General features: G+C 46.7%; 14 protein-coding genes. 7 read left to right on the top strand and 7 right to left on the bottom strand.

Annotated features, from left to right (window positions below; translation table 11 throughout):
* Window positions 1-28 precede the first annotated feature (28 nt).
* Both NDI44_RS25125 and NDI44_RS25120 read left to right on the top strand, forming a co-directional pair.
* Window positions 29-1,696 carry a DUF3352 domain-containing protein gene (locus NDI44_RS25125; RefSeq protein WP_190413913.1) on the top strand — a complete coding sequence of 556 codons (1,668 nt, stop codon included), beginning with the start codon at window positions 29-31 and terminating at the stop codon, window positions 1,694-1,696.
* 188 nt (window positions 1,697-1,884) lie between these two features.
* Complete coding sequence (locus NDI44_RS25120; RefSeq protein ID WP_190413911.1) at window positions 1,885-2,808, top strand: class I SAM-dependent methyltransferase; 924 nt, start codon at window positions 1,885-1,887, stop codon at window positions 2,806-2,808.
* A 124-nt stretch (window positions 2,809-2,932) separates the two neighbouring features.
* On the opposite strand, the gene NDI44_RS25115 is transcribed toward NDI44_RS25120, so the two are convergent.
* Window positions 2,933-5,800, bottom strand: coding sequence for a tetratricopeptide repeat protein (locus NDI44_RS25115; RefSeq protein WP_348235331.1), 2,868 nt, complete (start codon window positions 5,798-5,800; stop codon window positions 2,933-2,935).
* A gap of 484 nt (window positions 5,801-6,284) precedes the next feature.
* Window positions 6,285-7,520: a glycerophosphodiester phosphodiesterase gene (locus NDI44_RS25110; protein ID WP_190413940.1), complete on the bottom strand. Its 1,236-nt coding sequence runs from the start codon at window positions 7,518-7,520 to the stop codon at window positions 6,285-6,287.
* 477 nt (window positions 7,521-7,997) lie between these two features.
* Here NDI44_RS25110 and NDI44_RS25105 point away from each other — a divergent pair, with 477 nt between their 5' ends.
* Window positions 7,998-10,658: a M1 family metallopeptidase gene (locus NDI44_RS25105; protein ID WP_190413907.1), complete on the top strand. Its 2,661-nt coding sequence runs from the start codon at window positions 7,998-8,000 to the stop codon at window positions 10,656-10,658.
* 115 nt (window positions 10,659-10,773) lie between these two features.
* Here NDI44_RS25105 and NDI44_RS25100 read toward each other — a convergent pair whose 3' ends face one another.
* Window positions 10,774-12,030 carry a Na/Pi symporter gene (locus tag NDI44_RS25100; RefSeq protein ID WP_190413905.1) on the bottom strand — a complete coding sequence of 419 codons (1,257 nt, stop codon included), beginning with the start codon at window positions 12,028-12,030 and terminating at the stop codon, window positions 10,774-10,776.
* A gap of 656 nt (window positions 12,031-12,686) precedes the next feature.
* On the opposite strand from NDI44_RS25100, the gene NDI44_RS25095 reads away from it, so the two are divergent.
* Together NDI44_RS25095 and NDI44_RS25090 are read left to right on the top strand one after the other, a co-directional pair.
* On the top strand, window positions 12,687-14,396 hold the full coding sequence (locus tag NDI44_RS25095; protein WP_190413903.1) for an AarF/UbiB family protein: 1,710 nt from the start codon (window positions 12,687-12,689) through the stop codon (window positions 14,394-14,396).
* A gap of 243 nt (window positions 14,397-14,639) precedes the next feature.
* On the top strand, window positions 14,640-15,011 hold the full coding sequence (locus NDI44_RS25090; protein ID WP_190413901.1) for a hypothetical protein: 372 nt from the start codon (window positions 14,640-14,642) through the stop codon (window positions 15,009-15,011).
* Window positions 15,012-15,110: 99 nt separating this feature from the next.
* Here the strand turns inward: NDI44_RS25090 and NDI44_RS25085 are convergent, their stop codons facing one another.
* The 3 genes from NDI44_RS25085 to NDI44_RS25075 all read right to left on the bottom strand — a co-directional run bounded on the left by NDI44_RS25085 (window position 15,111) and on the right by NDI44_RS25075 (window position 16,923).
* A complete protein-coding gene (locus NDI44_RS25085; protein ID WP_190413900.1) occupies window positions 15,111-15,806 on the bottom strand; it encodes an SH3 domain-containing protein in 696 nt (231 codons plus the stop codon).
* A 255-nt stretch (window positions 15,807-16,061) separates the two neighbouring features.
* On the bottom strand, window positions 16,062-16,625 hold the full coding sequence (gene gmk, locus NDI44_RS25080) for a guanylate kinase (RefSeq protein WP_190413938.1): 564 nt from the start codon (window positions 16,623-16,625) through the stop codon (window positions 16,062-16,064).
* 31 nt (window positions 16,626-16,656) lie between these two features.
* Window positions 16,657-16,923: a DUF370 domain-containing protein gene (locus NDI44_RS25075; protein WP_190413898.1), complete on the bottom strand. Its 267-nt coding sequence runs from the start codon at window positions 16,921-16,923 to the stop codon at window positions 16,657-16,659.
* 724 nt (window positions 16,924-17,647) lie between these two features.
* Between NDI44_RS25075 and NDI44_RS25070 the strand changes: the two genes are divergently transcribed.
* Window positions 17,648-18,460: a PEP-CTERM sorting domain-containing protein gene (locus NDI44_RS25070; RefSeq protein WP_190413896.1), complete on the top strand. Its 813-nt coding sequence runs from the start codon at window positions 17,648-17,650 to the stop codon at window positions 18,458-18,460.
* Between the two features lie 151 nt (window positions 18,461-18,611).
* The gene (locus NDI44_RS25065; RefSeq protein WP_190413894.1) at window positions 18,612-20,432 is read left to right on the top strand and encodes an NFACT RNA binding domain-containing protein; all 1,821 of its coding nucleotides are present in this window, start codon (window positions 18,612-18,614) and stop codon (window positions 20,430-20,432) included.
* 373 nt (window positions 20,433-20,805) lie between these two features.
* Here NDI44_RS25065 and NDI44_RS25060 read toward each other — a convergent pair whose 3' ends face one another.
* Complete coding sequence (locus NDI44_RS25060) at window positions 20,806-22,830, bottom strand: iron uptake porin (RefSeq protein ID WP_190413893.1); 2,025 nt, start codon at window positions 22,828-22,830, stop codon at window positions 20,806-20,808.
* Window positions 22,831-22,876 lie beyond the last annotated feature (46 nt).

Genomic DNA, 22,876 nt, shown 5'->3' with positions numbered 1-22,876 from the left:
AGCAGTAATAATCTAAGGAAAAATTTAAATGTCTGAAAGAAGACCAAATCGTATAGTTCCTATTATTGTTGGCACTGCCGTTGTAGTAGCCGGAGGCATCGGTACTTATCTTTACTTGAAGGGTTCTTTTAGCGATGCGACCAGCCCTCTTGCAAGTGCCAAAGTGGTGCCGGATGAAGCATTAATGGCGGGTTTTGTCTCCACCGATCCGAAAAACTGGGCGCAATTGCAACAGTTTGGGACTCCGGAAGCCCAAAAATTGGTTGATAAAGGGCTGAAGGATTTCAACAAAGAGATGTTGACTGAATCCAACATCAATTATGAAAAAGATGTTAAGCCTTGGCTGGGTAGCGTGATGTTTGCTGTTCTGCCATCACCGACTGTAAAACCGGCACAAGCGACACCCCCAAAATCGTCACCGGAAGTCCGGATGTTGATGGTGGTTGGCGTCAAAGACAAAGTAAGTGCTTTAAGTTTTGCAAATAAGCTGAAAGCCAAGAAAGCTGGAACCAAACAAATAGATTACAAAGGCATCAAAATAGAGGAAACCACAGATAAAAGTGGCAAAACCTACACGGCTTTGTTAGACAGTCATTTAGTGATGTCCGATGAAAAAGAAGCAGTGCAACTCGCCATTGATACCTTTAAAGGACAACCTTCATTTGCTAGCAAAGCAGGTGCAGCCAGCCTTCTGACTAAGGGTGTAGACGTACAAAACTCCATCGCTCAATTCTATATCCCCGATTATGCGGGGACGGTGCAGCAAGCACTGGCAAATAATCCGAATACGCCCCCGCTTCCTCCAGAAACCCTAAAGCAGTTAAAGGCTGTGCAGTCGGTGGTGATGGGTGTTGGGATTGATAATGCTGGTGTGAGGATGAAGGCGATCGCAAAGGTAGATCCCTCGGTAATGAAAGTTCAGTACAAGGCTTCTCCTGGCAAAGTCGCGTCTCAACTTCCGGCTGAGACAATTGCCCTCATCGCTGGAAATGGAATCAGCCAAACTTGGGCAACGGTTGTCGAACAATCCAAAGCCGATCCCCAAGCCCAGCAGGGGTTTGACATGGCAAGACAGCAACTCAGACTCGTCAATCTTGACCTAGATAAAGATATCTTCGGATGGATGGATGGAGAATTTGCTCTCGCGGCGATTCCATCGACCAAGGGAATTTTAGCACCCGTTGGATTTGGTGGAGCTTTAGTATTTCAAACCAGCGATCGCAAAACAGCTGAAGCCACCTTCAACAAACTGGATGCGATCGCTAAGGGAAATTCAATCGCCGTAGCGCCTAGAAAAATTCAGGGTAAAACCGTCACAGAATGGCAAATCCCGCAACAAGGCGCTTTCTTAGGGCATGGTTGGATAGATGAAAACACGATGTATGTGGCGATTGGTGGCCCCATCGCCGATGTCATGGCAAACAAGCCCAGCCAGCCTTTGGACAATAGCACATCTTTTAAAACGGTCACGGGGTCTTTGCAGAAGCCAAACGCAGGCTATTTTTACCTCGACATGGACAAAACCATGTCTTTGGTGAATCGCCAGCTACCTCCAGCCCAAAAGAGTTCCATCACGCCTGAAACCACTGCAATTCTGAATTCCATGCATGGTATTGGTTTGACCGTGACTCAACCAGACGCATCAACGGGTCAAGTTGAGGTGTTACTTGCACTCAAGCCTAAAACGGGCAAATAGGAAGTCGCGGGGAATGAGTAATTGGTAATATTCTTGAAGGGTGGGCATTGCCCACCCTTCAAGTTTTGGTGGGATAAAAGCTCATCCTACTGAGACATCTTTATTCAGGATTGGTAATTGGTCATAAGGTCATTTGTTACTTACTATTACCCATTACCTATTACCCATTACCCATTACTTATTACTTTATGACTGCCACAGTAAATACTGAACTCGGATTATCTTCACGCTTGGTAAACGGATTGCTAGCGATTAAGCCATTAGCCAATCTAGCCAAGCAGCAAGCGCGTTCAATGATGATCAAACGCGCCGAGAAGATTGGAGTGCCTTGGAGAAAGCAAGTACAGACGTTTTCACAATACGACTGGGAAAGTCATCTGGCTCAAGTACAAAACCCCCAACTGACTTATCCAGAATATTACCTGCGCTCGTTCCATGCTTACGAAAGTGGTAACTTAAGCTGGGAAGCCGCTTGGGAAGTAGAAGTTGCGGCTTATGCCGTTCACGCCGGAATTTGGCCTGATGCGGGGGCGCAAGGAGATGCCCGACTGCGCCAGAGTTATCTTGATATTCTCAAAAACGAAATCGCTACTCAACCACAAGATATTTTAGATTTGGGGTGCAGTGTGGGAATGAGTACGTTTGCCCTCCAAGATGTTTATCCCCAAGCAAAGCTGACGGGTTTGGATCTGTCGCCTTATTTTCTAGCAGTTGCCCAGTACCAATCCCAACAGCACCAAAAATCGATTTCCTGGGTTCATGCTGCTGCTGAATCTACAGGTTTGCCAGATGCCTCGTTCGATTTGGTTTCTATCTTTTTGATGTGCCACGAGTTGCCTCAGTCAGCAACTATGCAGATTTTCCGAGAAGTGCGGCGCGTACTGCGTCCCGGTGGCTATTTGGCAATTATGGATATGAATCCTCAATCTGAGATTTATACCAAAATGCCGCCCTACATCTTGACATTGCTCAAGAGTACCGAGCCTTATTTAGATGAGTATTTTGCGTTAAATATTGAACAAGCGCTAGTAGATTCCGGTTTCACTACGCCGACAATCAGCCGCAATACTCATCGTCACCGCACGGTAATTGCCAAGGTGAAGCAGAATTAAAAATTCAACATTAAGAAAGATTTTCTTTTTCGTTTCGCGCAAAGATGCAAAGTTTTTCTTAGCGTCTTTGCGCGACACTATCATCCGTCCAATGTGCAACGTCTGGAAATTCTTCAATTTTTAATTATTCTGCTTCTCCAATTAAAGTGAATGCCCCCCAGTCTTTAGGATTTGGATGTTGCTTCATAGTGCTTAGCATAGCGCTTCGCAGAGCGGCGGCTTTATCGGGCGTTTTTTGAAGATTTTGATAAAATTCTGTCATCAATGAGGCTGTAGGAGCGTCTGGCACTTGCCAGAGGGACACAATTACACTGGGTACACCCGCACTCATTAAGCTGCGAGATAAACCGATCACTCCATCGCCAGTGATTCTGCCTCTACCTGTGTCGCAAGCACTCAGGACTACTAATTCGGCATTGAATCTCAAGTCTAGAATTTCTTCAGCGGTGAGTAAGCCGTTATCATTGCCAGATGGAGCCAACGCGATCGCACTTCCCAATCCTCGAATATCATCTAGTAAACCATGAGTCGCAAGATGAATGATTCGTGCTGTGGGTATTTGTTGCAGAATCGCTGCTTTCGTTGCCTCAGAGCCGGTGAAAGCTTTAGTCTTAAACAGAGGCGCGATCGCTAAAGCTTCTCGTTCTGCACCCGGTAAGCTTGGTAACTGAGTCGGCGGATCGCCAATTTTTTCAGGAACACTTGGCATTGTGGGATTCCCAACTATCAGCACATCTTGATTTTGTACAGAAGTAGAACTTCGCGTTCCTACAAGCTGTTGTTGCTGATTCGTTAAATCCAGTACCTGAATTGAAGGTGCCGTGAGGATAGTATGTTGTTCGATTAAGTATTTGCCAGAAGCATCTTGCAATGCTGGGAAAGGAACTAGAAACAGTTCGCTTTGTGGAATAAAGATAACACGAGCATTTGGGTCTTTTGGGAGTAGGTCGGCAATAGGTTTAATAAGTAGTTGGTGAAGTTCCTTAAAGCCTTGTTTTGCTGGACTTCCAGGAACTTTAGCCTCTACACCTAAACCACGACCTCTAACACCAATCGATTCGCGGCTGCTGACAACAAGCTCTTCCAAAGAACTCTTTTTTTGCTGTCGCAAAGACTTAAGGTTGACTTTACGAAAGGCAATTTCGCCGGTTGGTTTAACTACCCAAATATAAATTTCAGATGTTTGGGATTGCGATCTTTTTCCTATGGCATCTATGTCTTCGTAGACAATAGAATATTCAACCAAGGTAGCGTTCTGAAGCTTGGCAATCTCTTTGATTTTGTTGATATTCGGTGAGGTAAGCGTAGCTTGAACGGATGCTTCAGATAACCGCGAAGCTAATAGCTCAACAAAGGCTCTTGCTCTCCCCCGTTCAGCAATTTCCAATGCAGCTTCTATTTTATTTTGAGCAAGTAAAACTTGTTGCAAATTGCGATAAGTGCTGACTTGATCTTCAAAAAGTGATACCTTATTAGCATCATTTCTACCTAATCCGGTTCGGACAGATTCTAATACTTCGATTCCATTTTTTAAATATGTTTCGGCTTCCGATAGCTTACCCGCACGCATAAAAGTTAGCCCTAAATTGTTTAAGGCGATGGCTTCCCCTCGTTTATTTTTAATTTCGCGAGAAATTGCAAGATCCTGCTGAAAGTAATTAATCGCTTTATCGTACTCGCCCATAGAATTATAAACGAGTCCCAAATTGCCTATCGCTTTTGCTTCCCCGCGTTTATTATTATTTTGTTTGGCTAAGGCTAAGCTTTGTTGATAATATTCACTGGCTTGCCGGTAGTCTCCCAGATTTTGATAGGAGAGAATTCCCCAAAAATTTAAGATATCTGCTTGCAAATCCCGATCGTTGATTTCTTGGGCGATTTTCAAGCTCTGCTGATAAAATTCTTTTGCTTTATCTGTTGTGCCACTTTCTTGATAAATGTTTCCTAAGTTTAGGATTGTTTGGGCATATAATTTCCGTTCTTCTCGAACTTCTAAGGCACTTTGTTGATTATTGGGTTCATCGGTAATTGCTAAGCTCTGCTGATAATAGCGAATTGCTTGGGGAGAATCGTTCAAATTTTTATATACAGTGCCTAAATTAGACAGAATACCCGCTTCTGATTGACGAGCGTTAATTTTTTTGGCAATGGTTAAGCTTTGCTGATAATATTCAATTGCTTCCTGATATCTTGATAGATTGGCATAAATCCCGCCCAAATTATTCAAAATTTCTACTTCAATTGCCGATTCCCCCATTTCCCGCGCCATAACTAAACTTTGTTGATATTTATCAATAGATTGGGAGTATTCAGCGAGGGATTCATGAACATGACCCAGAAGTGCAAGAATTACCTGTTGGCTAGAGCGATCTTTCAGTTCTTGGGCAATAACTAAACCTTGTTGGAAGAACTTTCGAGCTTCAGGGTACTTGTCCAGCAACTGATAGTAACTTCCAATAGATGTGAGAGCAGCTCCTTCAGCCCTACGTTCTTTGAGTTGCTGAAAAATAGGGAGTGCTTGTTGCCAAGAATCAATCGCTTTCTGATAGTCTCCTATTCGTTGATAAGCAAGAGCCAGCATACCAAGAGCGGCTGCTTCACTTTTATTATTTTTAATTTCCCGTGCAAGAGTTAAACTTTGTTGCAGATACTCGATTGCTTGGGGATGTTGTCCCAGCGCCGAGTACGAACTTCCCAATTGTCTAAGATTCTTCGCTTCTAAGGGACGATCGGCAATTTCTCGCGCGATCGCTAAACTTTGCTGTTGGAAATCAATTGATTGAGAGTACTGTTGCACCCAATAGTAAATACTTGCCAGGTTTGCTAGAGCGGTTCCCTCTCCCTGACGATCTTTGAGTTCTCGATAAATCGTCAATGCCTGTTGTATCGACTGTAAGGCTTTGTCAAGTTGACGGTTATCAATCTGCTGAATACCTTGTTCTAAAAGGCGTTCAGCTTCTGCTTTGCGGGATTCTGAAGTTTGCGCCAACACCTGTGTTATGGAAGGCGCGTTCAAAGGCGCTGAAATGGTAGCTAGGAAGGCGATAAGCGCGAAGATTCCGAGTTGAGGGCGCATAGCTGAAGGAAGATGTTGATTGAGTGCAGCTTACAGTCTTAGCCCAGACTGATAGGGAGTGTCCAGTGGCGCAGGGGAAAGAAAACGCAGATCGCTCTCGGTACACATTCCCGTTAAGATTATCCAGTAAATTGTCCGATAATGGCTTGCGTCTTGAGTAATTGCGCGATCGCTAAATGGTGCTGGTGAAACTCAAAGGTATCTCGCGATCCTTGTGACTAGGGCTTACCGTTTAATTACTCAATAGCCATAAAAAAAGCCCGCTGAAGCGGACTTTATCGGTGCGTTCGGATAGATGTGTTCGGATAAATGCGTTCGGCGATGTTTAGCCCAGCATCTACAGAGGAAAGCTAATAGAGGAAAGTTATCTGAGTAGCGCGAGTGTAAGGCGGCTACTCAATCAAGCCTTTTTGAATTTATTTTGGCGACGGCGCAAAATTTCTGCGATTGGGAGAATACCAAACGCCAGTAAGGTTGTGGGTTCGGGAACGTCTTTGCTGGGATCGCCAGCAATCCGGTTGCGAACTGCAACAGCGGTATCTGGAAAGTCGCTAAAGACGCCATCAATCCCTAATTTAAAGAATTGTTCGTACTCCAGCTCTGGGTTGCCGTTGTAGTCTGGAGCGAGGAAGAAGTCTTCACTGCGGAAAGTGTAGGCATGAACCAGCAAACCCGCCGCATGGGCGTCACTAATTAGGGATGTGGGTTCTAACAATGGCTTGTCAGCATCGCTAATGACCCCATCTCCATTGAGATCGTCAGGTTGACCATCGCCATTTTTATCGACCGTCTCAGCTGGAATAATCAGGCGTTTCCAAGGGCCAATTCCGCTTGCATATTGCGCGATCGCATTCAATCCTGAAGAAGTTATGAGATCGCCATAGGTGCGAGAATCACCGCTGACAACAAAATCATACGGCTTGGCGGTACTTGCATCAAACAACTGAACTAGCGGCAAATTCGTCAGTGTTTTGAGAAATTTCAGGTTTGCAACTTCAAAGGATTGAATGAAAACCGCATCATCCGCATCGGTGTAACCGTTCTCGCTGAGGATTTTTACCAAAGGTTCCTCTAACGATAATCCGATGGAATCAAAGTAGGTGGGATGCTTCGTTTCCGGATAAATACCAATCGTGCGACCTTTTTCGGCACTCTTTTTCTTGGCTAGGTCGATAACTTCTTGCAAAGTCGGAATTTCATACAAACCATCAAATTTGACCGATCCGGGGCGCAATTCAGGGATACGCTCTTTCGCCCGGAGAGTCTTGATTTCAGCCAAGGTAAAATCTTCGGTAAACCAGCCGGTGACTGGTTTTCCATCAATTGTTTTGGTTGTCTTGCGGTTAGCAAATTCTGGGCGATTTGCAACGTCTGTCGTTCCAGAAATTTCATTTTCATGGCGAGCAATTAGAACGCCGTCTTTTGTCGAAACTAAGTCAGGTTCGATAAAATCAGCGCCCATCTCAATTGCCAGCTCATAGGCTGCTAACGTATGTTCGGGACGGTAGCCGCTAGCGCCCCGATGTCCAATCACAATTGGAGGGGCACCCGTCAAAGTTGCTGCTGCTGCTTCACCCACTGGAAAAACTGCCAAAGCTGCTGTTGTTAATAAAGCTAGCTTAAAAACGCGCCACATATTGCTTTCCTCACCAATCGGCTCAAGCTTGGTTGATATGAAATTCATCAGTAAATGTACTTAAGTAAATGTACGGTGCCGAGATTAAGCTTGAGCATTAGGCTGGGTAAAGCTAAGTATAAATACCATTTAAAGATTGATTAAAAGAGCAGAGATATAGCATTTGCGCTTGGATAGAATCTGCGATCCCACCCTTTCTCGCTCTGCTTTTTCTCAAGTTGACACCAATGGGCATAAACACGCCCTTCAAGCCAGCACTTTTTTGAGAGCGCAAGTAGACACAACGCTAAGTGAAGCTTGAAAATCATCGCGGCTGAAGTAACAAAGCATCTGGGTGTTCGCTACAAATTTGGATACCCCGCGCGTCGCCGTGCTTAGAAGAGAAGTCCACGCAGTCTGAAGGCGTTAACCTAAAGAAATAACCTCCTTAGCCCTGATTCTCGGCTATACTTCGGAGTCTTACAGGTCAATCTCACCATGAAGTTGCAGACTTATTTCGATTCAGAAAATAACGGTCACAAATCCTTTGAACTGCCCGGTGCCCGTCCCCACTACAACCCAGATCGACCCGGACAAGTCGAGCATATTTTCCTGGATTTAGCCCTGGATATTCCTAATCAAACCGTCGGAGGTACTTGCGCCATTACCTTACTGCCGGTGCGGAGTGGGATTGACCGTTTAACCTTAGATGCCGTCAACCTAAATATTCAGTCAGTGCAGGTTGACGAAATACCGCAAAGCTTTGACTATGATGGCGAACAACTGCACATCCAGATGCAGACACCCACTCAGGTGGGAAAAACGATCGAGATAGCGATCGCCTACTCGGTGGAGAAACCCCAGCGCGGTATCTACTTTATTTCCCCCAACAAACACTATCCCGATAAACCCGTTCAAGTTTGGACGCAGGGAGAAGATGAGGATTCCCGCTTCTGGTTCCCCTGCTTTGACTATCCCGGACAGTTAGCCACTTCAGAAATTCGGGTCAAAGTTCCCAAACTCCTAGTCGCCATCTCCAACGGATTGCTCATCAAAACCGAGGAAGATAACCACTACAAAACTTATCACTGGTTGCAAGAGCAAGTTCATCCCACCTACCTGATGACGCTCGCAGTGGGTGACTTTGCCGAAATTCAAGATGAATGGAACGACAAGCCTGTCACCTACTATGTGGAGAAGGGCAGAGAAGAAGATGCCCGCCGTAGTATGGGCAAAACGCCGGAAATGATTGAATTTTTCAGTGAAAAATTTGGTTATCCCTACCCCTATCCCAAATACGCCCAAGTGTGCGTCGATGACTTCATCTTCGGTGGAATGGAGAACACCTCCACCACGCTGCTAACCGACCGCTGCTTGCTGGATAAACGGGCATCTTTAGATAATCGCACCACAGAAAGCTTAGTCGCTCACGAACTCGCCCACCAGTGGTTTGGAGATTTAGTCGTCATCAAGCACTGGTCTCATGCTTGGATTAAAGAAGGGATGGCTTCTTACTCAGAAGTGCTATGGACGCAACAAGAGTACGGTTCGCAAGACGCAGCCTATTACCTGCTCAATGAAGCTCGTAGCTACCTTGTAGAAGACAGCAGCCGTTACCGTCGCCCGATTGTCACTCACGTCTACCGCGAGGCGATTGAACTGTATGACCGCCACCTCTATGAAAAAGGTGCTTGTGTCTATCACATGATTCGGGCGGAGTTGGGAGACGAGCTATTTTTTAAAGCCATCCACACCTTTGTTCAGGACAACGCCCATAAAACAGTTGAAACTGTTGACCTGCTACGGGCAATTGAAAAAGCGACGGGTCGCAACCTCCTATTTTTATTTGATCAGTACGTTTATCGCGGCGGTCATCCAGATTTCAAAGTTGCTTATTCCTGGGATACTGATAGCAAGTTGGCTAAAGTTACCGTTACTCAAACTCAAGCCACCAGCGATACAAATGGCAGCCGTAGCGATTTATTTGACCTAAAAATTCCCATCGCCTTTGGCTATGTCCCAGGAAATTCCCCCAGCGAGAATAATGTAGAGACGCGAGATTCCTCGTCTGAACAATCCTCCACCGTCAATTTCAAGACTTTCGCAGTCAGGGTTCACGAACGGGAACAAAGCTTTTACTTCCCCCTTGAAGAGAAACCAGATTTTATTAGCTTTGACATCGGGAATAATTTCCTAAAAACGGTGTCCTTAGAGTATCCAGTTCAGGAACTCAAAGCCCAACTGCAATCCGATCCCGATCCCGTCTCTCGCATCTACGCGGCTGAGGCGTTGGCGAAAAAAGGCGGATTGGAGGTCGTAAAAGCGCTTTCTTTTGCCCTCAAGAACGATTCTTTCTGGGGCGTTCGGGCGGAAGTTGCTAAACAGTTGGCAGAAGTTAAACTCGATCAAGCGTTTGACGGTCTAGTTGCGGGTCTAAAAGATAAAGAAGCCTTAGTGCGTCGTGCAGTGGTGCAAGCATTGGGAACGATCAAAACCCATGACAGCTACAAAGCACTGAAACCATTAGTAGAAGACGGTGACCCTAGCTACTATGTGGAGTCCGCAGCGGTTAATGCGATTGGCGGAATTGGGGCGGCAAATCTGGACGAAAAGCCCAAAGAAGAGAAAGTGCTGAAGCTGCTGCAAACAGTACTCAAAGAAAAGGCGGGTTGGAATGAGGTTGTCAGAACTGGCGCGATCGCTGGTTTGTCTCAACTGAAAACTTCACCCCAAGCGCTGGATCTGATTCTGGAATACACTGCCCAAGGCGTCCCGCAAGCGTTGCGTCTAGCAGCGATTCGCGCTTTGGGAACCATTTCAACGGGTCAGAATAATGTCAACTTGGAACGAATTCTCGAACAACTTGCCGCACTCTCCAAAGAGACATTTTTCTTAACCCAAGTATCAGTCGCGATCGCACTAGGGCAAATGGAGACTCCCAAAGCGATTGGGATTTTGCGAAGTCTTGCCGACCAAACCCCCGATGGACGAGTCCGTCGCATCGCTGAGGAAGCGGTTGAGCGGGTGCAAAAAAATGTTGGATCGGATCAAGCGATCAAGCAACTGCGAGACGAACTCGACCTGATCAAGAAGCAAAACCAGGAACTCAAAAGCCGCTTGGAAAACCTAGAAGCGAAGTCCAGCACCTCAGGTACCTAAGCAATTGCGATCGCATCAACCCGACCTCTCCCCCAATCTCCCCTAACCGGAAAACAAGGATCTCCTTTCCCTGTCACAGTGGAGTTGGGGGAGAGAACCGATAAGTATTGCCTCTCTACACTTTAGTTTGTTCCCTTTGAGGCTCCCCTGCGAGTTGCCGGTTCGATTTACCGCCGGGAATTAGCATTTCCAATCCACGGGCGATTAACGGTAGAAACCCGATAACCAACACTACGCCCAATACGTTGAATATCACCTGAGCATTGGCAATTTGGCGGGCAACATCAGCCCCCCCAGAAATCCACTGGGCAAGGCTTGCTAATTGAGCCGCAAATAAGATCCCCACGACTGCGGTTATCACATTGAAAATCACATGAAAGACACCCGTCCGCACAGCTTCGCGCGATCGCCCAATCGTTGCTACCAGCGTGTCAGCACAGGTGCCTACTTCCGCACCCAGCATCAAGGCGATGCCTGCGGGCAATGAGATCAAGCCAGAAGCTGCCAGCGTAATGACAATGGCTACTGTGGCGGAAGAGGATTGAATCAAAACGGTAAACAGCGCCCCAACTAAGGCACCCAGCAGCGGATTTTCCCCTAAGGTTTTCATCCAATCAATAAAGGGTTGGTAGTCCCGGAACGGTTTCATCGCCTCGTCAATCGTGTCTAGACCGAAGAACAGCAAGCCTACCCCCAACAAAATTAAACCGATGTTCTTCCAGCGGTCTGTCTTGCCCAAAAAATGCAACAAGAGGCCAAGGAACAGGGCTATCGGTGCATATTCGTTAATCTTAAAAGCGATCAGTTCAGCGCCGATGGTCGTCCCGATGTTGGAACCCAGAACCACGCCGAGAGACTGGACGAACGTCAACAACCCAGCACTCACCATCGCGATCGTCATGATGATCGTGACCGACGATGAATCTAATATGGTTGTTGCCACCGTGCCAGTTGCCACTGCGGCAAAGCGATTGCTGGTGAACTTGTCGATGAGATTTTTTGCGCGATCGCCTGCGATCGCTTCGAGTCCCTCAGCAAGCCGGGTCACACCATATAAAAACAGCACCAGACCCGCCAGCACACCCATGACAATTTTGAAAATATCAATCTTTCCTTTTTTTTCTCCTTCAGACGAAGCACTCTCAGCCTTGTCACTTTTTCCCTTTTCTTCGCCTTCAGCGGAAGCAGGATTCTGCTGTGCCGCATCAGTTCCAGCCGGAGGCTGAGCGTTGACACTGACTTCTAACGCCGGTGCGTTAAATAAGTGGAAATTATTTCCTGATAGGGAAGGACTAACAATCAAAGCTGTAACTACAAGGCTCAAACCCAACAACTTGAGTATTTTTTTCTTTGAATTTTTTGAAAACAACATGAATGACCCCGCAAAATAACGGCAATATAGGTTCTTAATCCCAGCTACGGGCGAAGTAAACGCTCATGGCAAAGCAAAGCCATAGCACTCGTCATGCTGACCTAAACCAAATTGATACTGATAAAACTCTCTATCGGACTGGCGCTGCGCTTTGACTACCTTGCCCAGCGTCTAGACTCGAAACAGCATTTTCGAGCTGCTGGGTAGACACTAAAGATTTTCGATGTCTCTCCCCTACGGTGCTTACCTCTTCAGAGGGAGATTCACGGCTCTGCTACACTATTTATTCGTAATTTAAAATATACTTAAGATTATTTTAATTTCTTCCTTAAGAATAATTAGTCACTGCTGGTTTTGCTGGTAGGAGACTTTAGCAATTTTGTCATGGAACCTTGACAGAGAAAAAATAGCAAGTGAGGGAACTGTTTGCTCTCTTAAAGCAGATGGGCGATCCCCGCAAGTGTCTGTAGTTTTGTATACTATAGTTAATAAAACGTTAAAAACCTGGTAAAAATCAATGAGTAAAGTTACGAAAGAATGCGGTCGAAATCCCTGGAAATTAATGTTATTCGATTGATTAGGTTAAATAGTGGCTTGAATACTCCCAGAAGCCGCTAATGGCGAATTAAGTTAGGTTAAAAGAGGCAAGCACAAGCGTGAATCGGTACTCCCTCATCCAGTCTCGGCGCTACGATCCCGAAGCGATCGCCCAGTACTTCCGCTATCGTCCCTGGCGAGTTCTCTGGCGAGCCATCAAAATTATCTGGTTATTTGCAGGGTTTGTTCTTGGCTTAAAGTGGGACGATTGGCTGAACCAGGACTGGAAGAATCGAGAGAAACGCGCCACTCAACTGCGGGAAATCCTCACTCGCCTGGGTCCAACCTTTATTAAAGTCGGTCAAGCTCTCTCCACAAGACCCGACTTAGTGCGGAAAGACTTTTTAGAAGAACTCATCAAATTACAAGACCAACTGCCGCCATTTGATAATGCGATCGCATTCAATATCATTGAAACCGAGCTAGAACGCTCAGTAGAAGAGATATATAGAGAAATATCCCCAGAACCACTTGCTGCCGCCAGTCTGGGTCAAGTTTATCGAGCGCGTCTCCACACCGGCGAAGAAGTCGCCGTCAAGGTGCAACGCCCCAACTTGCTACCAACCATCACCCTCGACCTTTACTTGATGCGATGGATGGCGGCTTGGTTGAGTCCTTGGCTTCCCCTAAATTTAGGGCATAACCTGACTCTGATCGTCGATGAATTCGGTTACAAGTTATTTGAAGAAATTGACTACCTCAACGAAGGACGAAACGCCGAAAAGTTTGCCACTAATTTCCGCGATGACCCCAGCGTTAAAGTCCCAGCCATCTACTGGCGCTACACCAACACTCGCGTCCTGACTCTAGAGTGGATTGACGGCTTCAAACTGAACGATACCGAGCGCATTAAAGCAGCCGATTTGGAAACTGATACTTTGATCGAGATTGGCGTCACCGCTGGTCTACGACAGCTATTGGAATACGGCTTTTTCCATGCTGATCCCCATCCAGGTAACCTGTTTGCCCTGCCAGATGGTCGTATGGCTTATATAGACTTTGGCATGATGGATCAGATGGAGGAGGATACCAAAGAAACCCTCGTCAGTGCCGTCGTTCACCTAATTAACAAAGACTATATTGAGTTAGCCAAAGACTTTGTTAAGCTAGGCTTTTTGACGCCAGAAACGGATATTGTTCCGATCATTCCAGCGCTAGAAAGCGTACTGGGAGATGTCATCGGCGAAAGTGTACAAGACTTTAACTTTAAGACAATTACAGACAAGTTCTCGGAACTGATGTACGACTATCCGTTCCGAATTCCGGCGAAATTTGCCTTAATTATTCGTTCCTTGGTGACACAAGAGGGATTGGCTCTCAGCTTAAATCCCAATTTCAAAATTGTCGAAGTTGCCTATCCCTACGTAGCGCGGCGTTTGCTGACTGGCGAATCTCCAGAAATGCGGCGACGTTTAATTGAAGTCTTGTTCAAAGACGGCAAATTCCAATGGCAGCGGTTAGAGAACATGATTGCGATCGCTCGCTCAGATGATAACTTCGATCTATTGCCTACGGCTCAACTAGGATTACAGTTTCTCCTCTCTGAAGAAGGACAATTTCTGCGACGCCAAGTGCTAATCGCTTTGACAGAAGATGACCGACTTCATACCGAAGAAGTGCGACGTCTATGGAATCTAGTGAAAGATGACCTGAAGCCGTCACGGTTGTTTAATGTAGCCCTCGGAGCCTTGACGGAACTCTCCACTGAAGGAGTCGCCGCACTATTACCTTCTTTTGCCACACTTGCTGCCTTGCAGGAGAGAGAATAAAGTGTTGGGTCTTAGGGAATCGGTAATGAGTAATTGATAATTGGCGCGGTGTGCAACTTTCTGTATTTCTCCCTCCATCTCATGGGGGGATTGGGGGAGCTGACAAAATTTGCTTGACATTTCGATCGCCCCAACCCCTGATAAATTAGAGGCTGAGAAAAAGTTGCACATAGCGGTAATTGGTAAATCTTCCATTACCGATTCCCCGTTGCCCATTTACCCGTTACCTATTAGGAGTTTTTAGTGTACTATTTCCCAGATCCGCCGTATTTTTTACTTGTTTTCGGTTTGTTTGCTGGAATAACCTGTGGTCTTGCTTTTGAAGCCACCCTCAAACAGCAAGTACGGGAATGGTCAAAGAACCGCTCTACCCGGACTTTGGCTCAGATGCAAGGGATACAATTACAGTTGCCATTCTTGGGAATTTGTGGCGGAATCTGTCTGTTTCTAGTAGCTGGATTAGAGATTTTTGGCTTTCCTGGATGGCTGTCTTTTGGGACTTCGATGCCACTCACTCTATTTATTGGCATGTTAGTTTGGTCGCAACTCAAAAGCCTTTTAGGTCAGCTAGAACGCGGTGGCTCTCGCGCACTTGATTTAGATGCTTGGGAATAAGCGATTAGCGATTCGCTTTGCTATTTAAAAGAGAGAGGGTAAGCAACTGCTTACCCTCTTTCTTTTAGATTAAATAGCAATGATTATTTGGAACCGATATTAGTAGACATCCGCGAAGTCCCAACCATCAACATAGCCCAAAGGCCCTGGCGTCGCCCCAGGAACAACAACTTTATACCACTTGTTGCTCCATTGGTTTTGGTCTGGATGGAAGTCTAGAGTTGTGCCAGTGGGTAAAGTTTTAATAATGCGACCCGAACATGGCGATGACCGAACATTTAACGGCCCTTTTGTTACGCGAACCTTTCCAGGAGCGAGAGGATTAACGATCATCCATCCTTGAGCGCGATTGCTATCACAAGCATTGGTAGAATTAAATCCGTAAGTTACGCGAATCCAAGTATAACCATTGCCTTGCTGAGTACCTCCGCTAGGATCGTTGAGAACATCAGCTCCGGGTCTAGCCACCCGCAGGATACGGCAGCTGGTACTGGGACAAGAGCGAATGTTCACGGTACTCAGGACGTTATAAACCCGACCATCATCCGTCGCCGTGCCAGCGATACCTGCACCGAGAGCATTTGCCGTACCAACCCTAGCTTTTATCGCTTCGCGGGCTGTCTGAGCTTCCGTAACACCGCCCGCTTGTTCTGGTGCGACAGTTCTGGGAGCAAATTTGTTACCATCTTGAGAAGGTTCAGCTAAATTTTTGGGGACGGACAAACCTACTGCAAGGGCTAGTAGCGTAACCGTTGTGGCACATCCACCAATTACTTTAAGAGATCCAAGGCGCATAGTAGTTCTTTTCCTTTAAATCAGTCTGTGAAGGTCGTTTTCCTTCCGCATGTTATTAAACACAATGATGCAAACTGATTTTTCGGACTTGCCTACAATCAAAAATTCCATATCTATCTCAAGATATATTTAAGAGTCAGTAGGGAACTTTTTGAGCCTAATTTTTATCTTTATTCCAATTTTCCAGCTCTAGAAAAAGGCGATCGCTTTTACAACTGAAAGCGATCGCCTTTGTGATTTAAAGCGGGAAAAAATTCAACAGCTTGCCGGTGTGAAGATAGCGGCTTCGATACGATTCAGGGCTTTTTCCAGATCGTCGTTCATGATTTGAATATCGAATTCACTCGCCGCAGCAATTTCGGCTTCGGCACGGTTAAGCCGTCGCGCGATCGCTACCTCTGAATCTTGCCCGCGTCCTCGGATTCGATTTTCTAGTTCGCTGACGGAAGGCGGTAGGATAAAAATCTGTAGGGCGCTTGGGAAATTTTGTCTGATCTGCCGCGCCCCTTCTAGTTCAATTTCTAGTATCACCCACTGACCCTGCTGGATTTGCTCCTCCACTTGTCGTCTTAGGGTGCCATAACAGTTACCAGCAAACTCAGCCCACTCCAGTAATTCACCGGCTTCCAGCATTTGCTCAAACTGGTTGCGGCTAACAAAATAATAGTGTTTTCCCTCAATTTCGCCGGGACGGGGGGCGCGAGTCGTCGCGGATACAGAATAATACAGCTCCGGATGACGCTGCAAGAGCGATCGCAGCAAAGTACCTTTGCCTACGCCACTCGGCCCAGTCAAAACAATCAGCCTGCCAGTTTTCATGCTCCTGTCACCCGTGAAAATGCCTATTGCCTTAATTGTTGCTGGCATTCACGTCTTTGCCAATCACAAAGCGATGAGCAACGGTTTCAGGCTGAATGGCGGAGAGAATGATGTGGCTGGAATCGGTAATAATTACCGCGCGAGTGCGACGCCCATAGGTTGCATCAATCAACTGCCCTCTATCTCTGGCGTCGGTGATAATCCGTTTAATGGGCGCAGATTCTGGACTGACAATGGCAACCACTCGGTTTGCAGACACGATGTTACCAAAACCGATATTGATTAACTGAATGTCCATAAAAAACTAGCGGCATAACCGCCTAAAAAGCTTATTTAAGTCTAGTTCCCATGTTATCTACAAAATTTTTGACTTACAAGCCTAAAATCCACAAAAACTCGCGTTTTTAAGGGATCGCTGCTTTTTTTTCCCTTTTACCTCTGTTATCTATTCCGAAAGGCAGAGGCAGGTTTGACAGTTGCGTTAACATTCAACTGCACAAATTCAACTTAATTCATTTCTCTTGGCGCTGGTTGTGAAATAGATATCCAGCATGACTGGAACAGCTTGAGGGACGCGATCGCTTCACGATTGTCCGTGGAATCGCTCTTCGTTCACAGGGTGGGAAGTATTTCTTTGTATGCCCATAAAAATCAAATTCTACCAGAGGATGGATGGTTGCAACTATTTACGAGATTTTACATAGAGCGCTTATCCGTAGAATTACAATTAATCCGCTTTTTCACCATTTTTAGAAAAACAAGTACCGTGTTTTTATTGAAACAAAGGTTTTTTGCCATCCCAAGCTATCGAAAACAAAATACTTTTATCTAGGTTTTTCCATAACTTCAAAATATAAACTATAGCGATAAAGTTTCCGTAAAATAGGCTGTTTTTAGTAGCGGTTATTGGCATGAGTCATTTATGCTAAAAAAGTAGCGCCAACCCAAGCGCGGCAATCGGGGACGTAAAGATCAATCCTGATATACCGTGCTGCACTTACCCAAACCAGGGAATAAAAAAAATGGCTATTCGTAAAACACTTATTGGATTATTCGTTGCCACTTTAGGAATATTATCGGCTCCTGCTGACGCAAAAGCAATTTCTTTAAGTTATTTAGAAACCGACCAAGCCTTTAAAAATTTAAATGTAGATTTATTGTTTGTTGCGGAGGGTCGGATTGGCAGTAGCAATAACAGCACTTACGAACTCGATCTTCACGATGATACGGGAAGCACTAATTTTGCGGTACAAAAACAACAGGAACTGACTGGTTCAAATTTCTGGCAAAGCGGAAGAGTGGATGCTTTCACTCTGGCTTACGACGCACTCACAAAGATAGTTACTTATAAAGTTGGAAACCAAACTTTAGCTTACGACTACACATCGAAATTTACCCAAGGCGTCACAGATATCTTTGTCCGCACTAGAGCAAATAACACGAATAGCAGCATGACGGTCAAAGACTTATTGCTGAAAGATGCGTCGGGTATGAAGTCCATCGCCGAAACTTCTAGCGTTTCATGTACCTTGAGTCCTAATTGCACAACCTGGTCCAAGGATGCCAATGGCAATATTTTTGAGGATGTGAAGGGGGGAGTGCAATATCTTCGGATCGGCGATGTATCGGGGAGTTTCAGCCTTACAGGGAATTCAATTATGAGTTGGACGGGAAAAATCCCTACCCAATCCAATCTCGCCTACCAAATCAAAGTTGGGACGACCGATGACTGGAAAAACCAACAGAGCGTTCCAGAACCCAGCGCGACGCTAGGATTGACCTTGGGCGCGATCGCACTCGGTTTAAAAACTCGTCGCCGTCGCCAATCTGTCTAAGCCAATGTGTCTCAACAGAAACGGGTGATACTCATTAACGCACAAGGCTCCTTTAAAATAGCTTTGTGCTTTTTTTGTCGGAAGTAGCCTGAAACTGAGAGGATAGAAAGAGACCGCTCCTCGAAATCTTTACAAAAAATACCGATCGCGCGTGCAACTCGTTGATTTTACTACCTTAACTGCCACTTGTTCTGAGCTGCGTGCTGAGTGGATACCGGCGCGGCTGGAACAAGTTTATCAGCGCGATCGCTTTACAATTTCCATCGCCCTGCGAACCCTGAAGCGGCGGAGTTGGCTAACCGTTTCTTGGCATCCGCAAGCAGCGCGTGTTTGCATAGGCGATCCACCCCCGCGCACGCCAGATACATTTACCTTCAGCGACCAGTTGCGGCATCAGTTGGGGGGCTTTGCTTTGGTGGCGATAGAAGCGAGTAGCGCTGACGCGAATACACCTTCAGCGATCGCGCCTTGGGAACGAGTAATCGATTTACAATTTGCCAAACGTCCAGGAGATCCAGCTATCTGGCACTTGTACGTTGAAATTATGGGCAAATACAGCAACGTCATCCTTACAGGTGCAGACAACCTGATTGTTACCGCTGCCCATCAAGTCAACGCTCAGCAATCTAGCGTCCGTCCCATCCTGACCGGACAGCCATACGAATCTCCACCCGCCCTCACTGCAACCATCCCGACTTTAAGCGAATCCCAAGAACGCTGGCAAGAACGGCTGAGTTTAATTCCCGCAGCACTGCGGCGTCAGATGCTGAAAAATTACCGGGGTTTGAGTCCAGCGCTAGTTGTCTCAATGGTACAAGCCGCTGGTCTAGATTCAGAGCAATCCACCGATACCCTCACACAATCTGACTGGGACGCTTTATTTCTCCGATGGCAAGAATGGCTGCAAGCAATTCTGAAAAGCCAATCCTCCCAGTCTTCTACTCCCTCGCCCACGGCACTCGTGACGCAGGGAGAGACTGGGGCAGTTTTTCATCCCGGCTGGACACCCGAAGGATACAACGTCTTGGGCTGGGGCATCGTTAAACCTGCTGAATCAGTCCAAGAATTACTCAACCGCTACTACACCGATCGACTCAATCAACAAGAATTTAACCAGATTCATCATCAGTTGAGCCAGAAACTCAACAATGTTCTGGAAAAATTACGACTGAAGGCGTCTACTTTTACGGAACGCTTGCAGCAATCCGACCAAGCAGACCAACATCGGCAACAGGCAGATTTGCTGATGGCTTACCTTCAGAACTGGGAACCAGGGATGAAGTCAATTGACCTCAATGATTTTGATACCGGCAAACCCGTCACCATTCCCCTCGACCCTGAAAAAAATGCCGTCCAAAATGCCCAATCCCTCTACAAGCGAAATCAAAAGCTGAAACGCGCTCGTTCAGCCGTTGAACCTTTACTCAAAGAGGTGCAAACGGAAATAGACTACTTGGAGCAAGTGGAAGCTAGCCTAACTCAGCTGGATTCTTACGATGACCCAGAAGATTTACAAACGCTTTTAGAAATCCGCGATGAGCTGATACAGCAGCAGTATCTACAAGATCCGGACAACCGCATCCGTAGGGACGAGGAGGGAAGCCACCCTTATCGTTACCAAACACCCAGCGGCTTTGAGTTATTGATTGGGCGCAATAACCGCCAGAACGACCAGCTAACCTTTCGGATGGCTGGAGACTATGACCTCTGGTTTCACACGCAGGAAATTCCAGGAAGTCATGGATTGCTGCGTGTCGCTCCGGGTTCTGTCCCGGAAGAAGCCGATTTGCAATTTGCCGCCGATTTAATTTCCTACTACAGTCGTGCCAGACAAAGCGATCGCGTGCCAGTTGTCTACACGGAACCCAAGCACGTCTACAAACCCAAGGGTGCTAAACCGGGGATCGCTATTTATAAGCAGGAGCGCATTATCTGGGGCAGTCCTCCAGCCGCAATCAACTACCTAAGGTAAGAAATTCACCAAAAAATGTATATATTTCTTTCAAAAAATGTGTATTTCCTGTTACAGTAAATATTAAAGAAATCTTACGGCTGGCGGTTGGGAACGCGCAGCTTTGGATTTCCTCGGATTAACGACAACAAAAATCAAGATTTTGTTCAACCAGCTGTCACATCAGCTGGTTTTTTTTCAGTGGTGAGTAGTCATTAGTCATATCGCAAGGCCTTCCCTTCAGATGCCCAACTTAGAGAAGTCGGGCATCTCGCCTTTAGGAATCCTTTAGGACTGAATCTGGTTGAGTATCCCCAGTTCAGAGGAACGCTACCCCACAAGCAAAGCGTGGCGTTCTGCCAATCACGAATGACTAATGACTAATGGCGCTTCACTAAAATGTAAACGTAGTGCGGATAGTGCCGATCACAATATCATCGTTACGATTATTGTGGTCGGGAGCAGTAAGCCAGATAACCCCAGGTGTAATGGCGATATTGTCTGTCAATTGATACTGATAGAACGCTTCAATGTGCAGTGAAGTATCGTCATTGTCTCCCACGGGCGGGGTGGGAATGCCTGCTGCGGTTAATGCGGCGACTGCGCCGGGATTGACATCGATGGTTGAGTTAGTGACTTTCGGCTCCATACCCACGATAATGCCAGCCAAGTTGCCTTGTTTACCCAAATCTGGGAAGGCTAAGGTGACAGCCCAGTTCCAGATATCAACTTTGCCACGCTCAATAAGTCCTCCTAAAGTAGAGAGGTTGCGCGTGTTGGTATAGCCAACCCAGCCACCCAAAACAAAGCGATCGCTCAGTTGCCAAGATAACTCTACCCCATAAGAATTGCTGATCACGGGGAGATTGGTGCTGAACCCTAAGTTAGTTAAACCCCCGCCGACCGAACTACCGTCAATATCGGTATCGAAGAAGCGGGCAAGTCCGCCCTGGAAATTAGCGAGATTGCTACCAGTGCCGGTGTCATTGTTGTTGTAGGAATGAATGTACGTCAAGCCCAGCTTCAAGCGATCGCTTGGCTTGATCAGTAGCTGTGCCAAGGCACCATAAGGGCCATTGAACAAACCACCATCTTCTTCCGGGTTAGCGGCGTCCCCTGCTAAATAGCCTAAGCTGAGTTCAAAGCGATCGCCCAACTGCTGCCTTAGCCCAACTCCAGCACCTTCTGCTAGGTAATAAATTGGGGGGCGCGTTCCAAAAGTAGAGAGTGCCCCAGTTGTACCGTCACCGTCGAGGAAGTTGACGGTATCGGTAAAGTCATCCGCCGCACCTGCATTTGCCGCAACCACCACTTCTGTTCTCTCACCGATGGGGAAAGCGTAAAGAAACGCATCCACGAAAACATCATTGTCAGTCGCACCTGAGAAAAACAGGTTGCCTTCTGGTGTCAAAGTGCGTTCGGTAAGAGAACCTAGTCCTTCCGATTGCAGTCGCGTTCTTAACACATCTTTCCCGGTGAAGCTGGTTTCAAAATTCAGACGGGTACGATGACCAAAAATCGCTACATCGTCGATCTCATCCCCAGTCGCATCTTCTCCCTTGAAAATCCCTGCCAGCGCAAAGATCGCTTCTCCCTGTAGCTTGGTGGTGGTAGAAAATTGATGACTTTCCAGAAAGGCGGTGCGACCTTCTAAATTATCAACCCGCGTCCGCAATGTCGCCAATTCCGCGCCAAATTCATCAATCAGTCGCTGTAGTGTGGCTAAATCCGCTTTGGTGACGAAATCTGCTGAACTGGCGGCAATCAATTTCTCGATTTGTTGCAGACAAGCATTCAAACCGGCGGCAAATTCATACCGGCTGAGTGCCCGGTTGCCGCGAAAGGTGCCATCGGGATATCCTGCAATACAACCGTAACGTTCGACAAGCGATCGCAACGCTTCATACGCCCAATCTGTCGGTTCTACGTCTTGCAGTTGGGAAACATTTGTGACTTGTTCCAGAGAACTATCCAGGGAACTATCCGCGCCCTCAGGATTGGTATAAACATCGATTTGTTCTAAAACGTCGGCATCAGCCGTCACTGATGTCGGGGTGGTAGCTGGGATTTGGGCTAAATCCGCCACTGTTGACTGATTCGGCGCGATCGCCGCTGATGCGGGTGTTTCTACCTTGACAGCAGATGTCTCGTCCAGCTTCATCTCAGAAGTGGTAATTGGGGCAGCTGCCACGGCTACCGAGTTTGATACCAATTCTTCATTTTTTTGATGTAACGCTTGAGATTCCTCTTGATCCTCCTTGATTGGGAGAGTCGGAGCGATCGCATCCTCGATTGCGTTCTCCTTAACTTCCATCACCGCCGGGGTTTCCGTTGCGAATGCCCCCGCATCCGTTAACAACATTGCACCGAACACTGCTGGGCTTACCAGCAGCGCATTCCACAGGTTTTTAAATTTCATTTCTCACTCCTGACACCCTTTCAAGATTCTCCGCTGCGACTGACTG

The organism is Trichocoleus sp. DQ-A3 (assembly GCF_039961975.1).
Lineage (GTDB): Bacteria > Cyanobacteriota > Cyanobacteriia > Cyanobacteriales > FACHB-T130 > FACHB-T130.
Note: the sequence above shows the minus strand (reverse complement) of the source record. Positions and strands in the feature narration are given on the sequence as shown.

Coding starts and splice junctions, on each gene's coding strand:
- NDI44_RS25125 (WP_190413913.1), top strand. CDS start 29: ATGTCTGAAAGAAGACCAAATCGTATAGTTCCTATTATTGTTGGCACT.
- NDI44_RS25075 (WP_190413898.1), bottom strand. CDS start 16,923: ATGGACATTCAGTTAATCAATATCGGTTTTGGTAACATCGTGTCTGCA.
- NDI44_RS25085 (WP_190413900.1), bottom strand. CDS start 15,806: ATGCGCCTTGGATCTCTTAAAGTAATTGGTGGATGTGCCACAACGGTT.
- NDI44_RS25070 (WP_190413896.1), top strand. CDS start 17,648: ATGGCTATTCGTAAAACACTTATTGGATTATTCGTTGCCACTTTAGGA.
- NDI44_RS25060 (WP_190413893.1), bottom strand. CDS start 22,830: ATGAAATTTAAAAACCTGTGGAATGCGCTGCTGGTAAGCCCAGCAGTG.
- NDI44_RS25110 (WP_190413940.1), bottom strand. CDS start 7,520: ATGTGGCGCGTTTTTAAGCTAGCTTTATTAACAACAGCAGCTTTGGCA.
- gmk (WP_190413938.1), bottom strand. CDS start 16,625: ATGAAAACTGGCAGGCTGATTGTTTTGACTGGGCCGAGTGGCGTAGGC.
- NDI44_RS25120 (WP_190413911.1), top strand. CDS start 1,885: ATGACTGCCACAGTAAATACTGAACTCGGATTATCTTCACGCTTGGTA.
- NDI44_RS25105 (WP_190413907.1), top strand. CDS start 7,998: ATGAAGTTGCAGACTTATTTCGATTCAGAAAATAACGGTCACAAATCC.
- NDI44_RS25100 (WP_190413905.1), bottom strand. CDS start 12,030: ATGTTGTTTTCAAAAAATTCAAAGAAAAAAATACTCAAGTTGTTGGGT.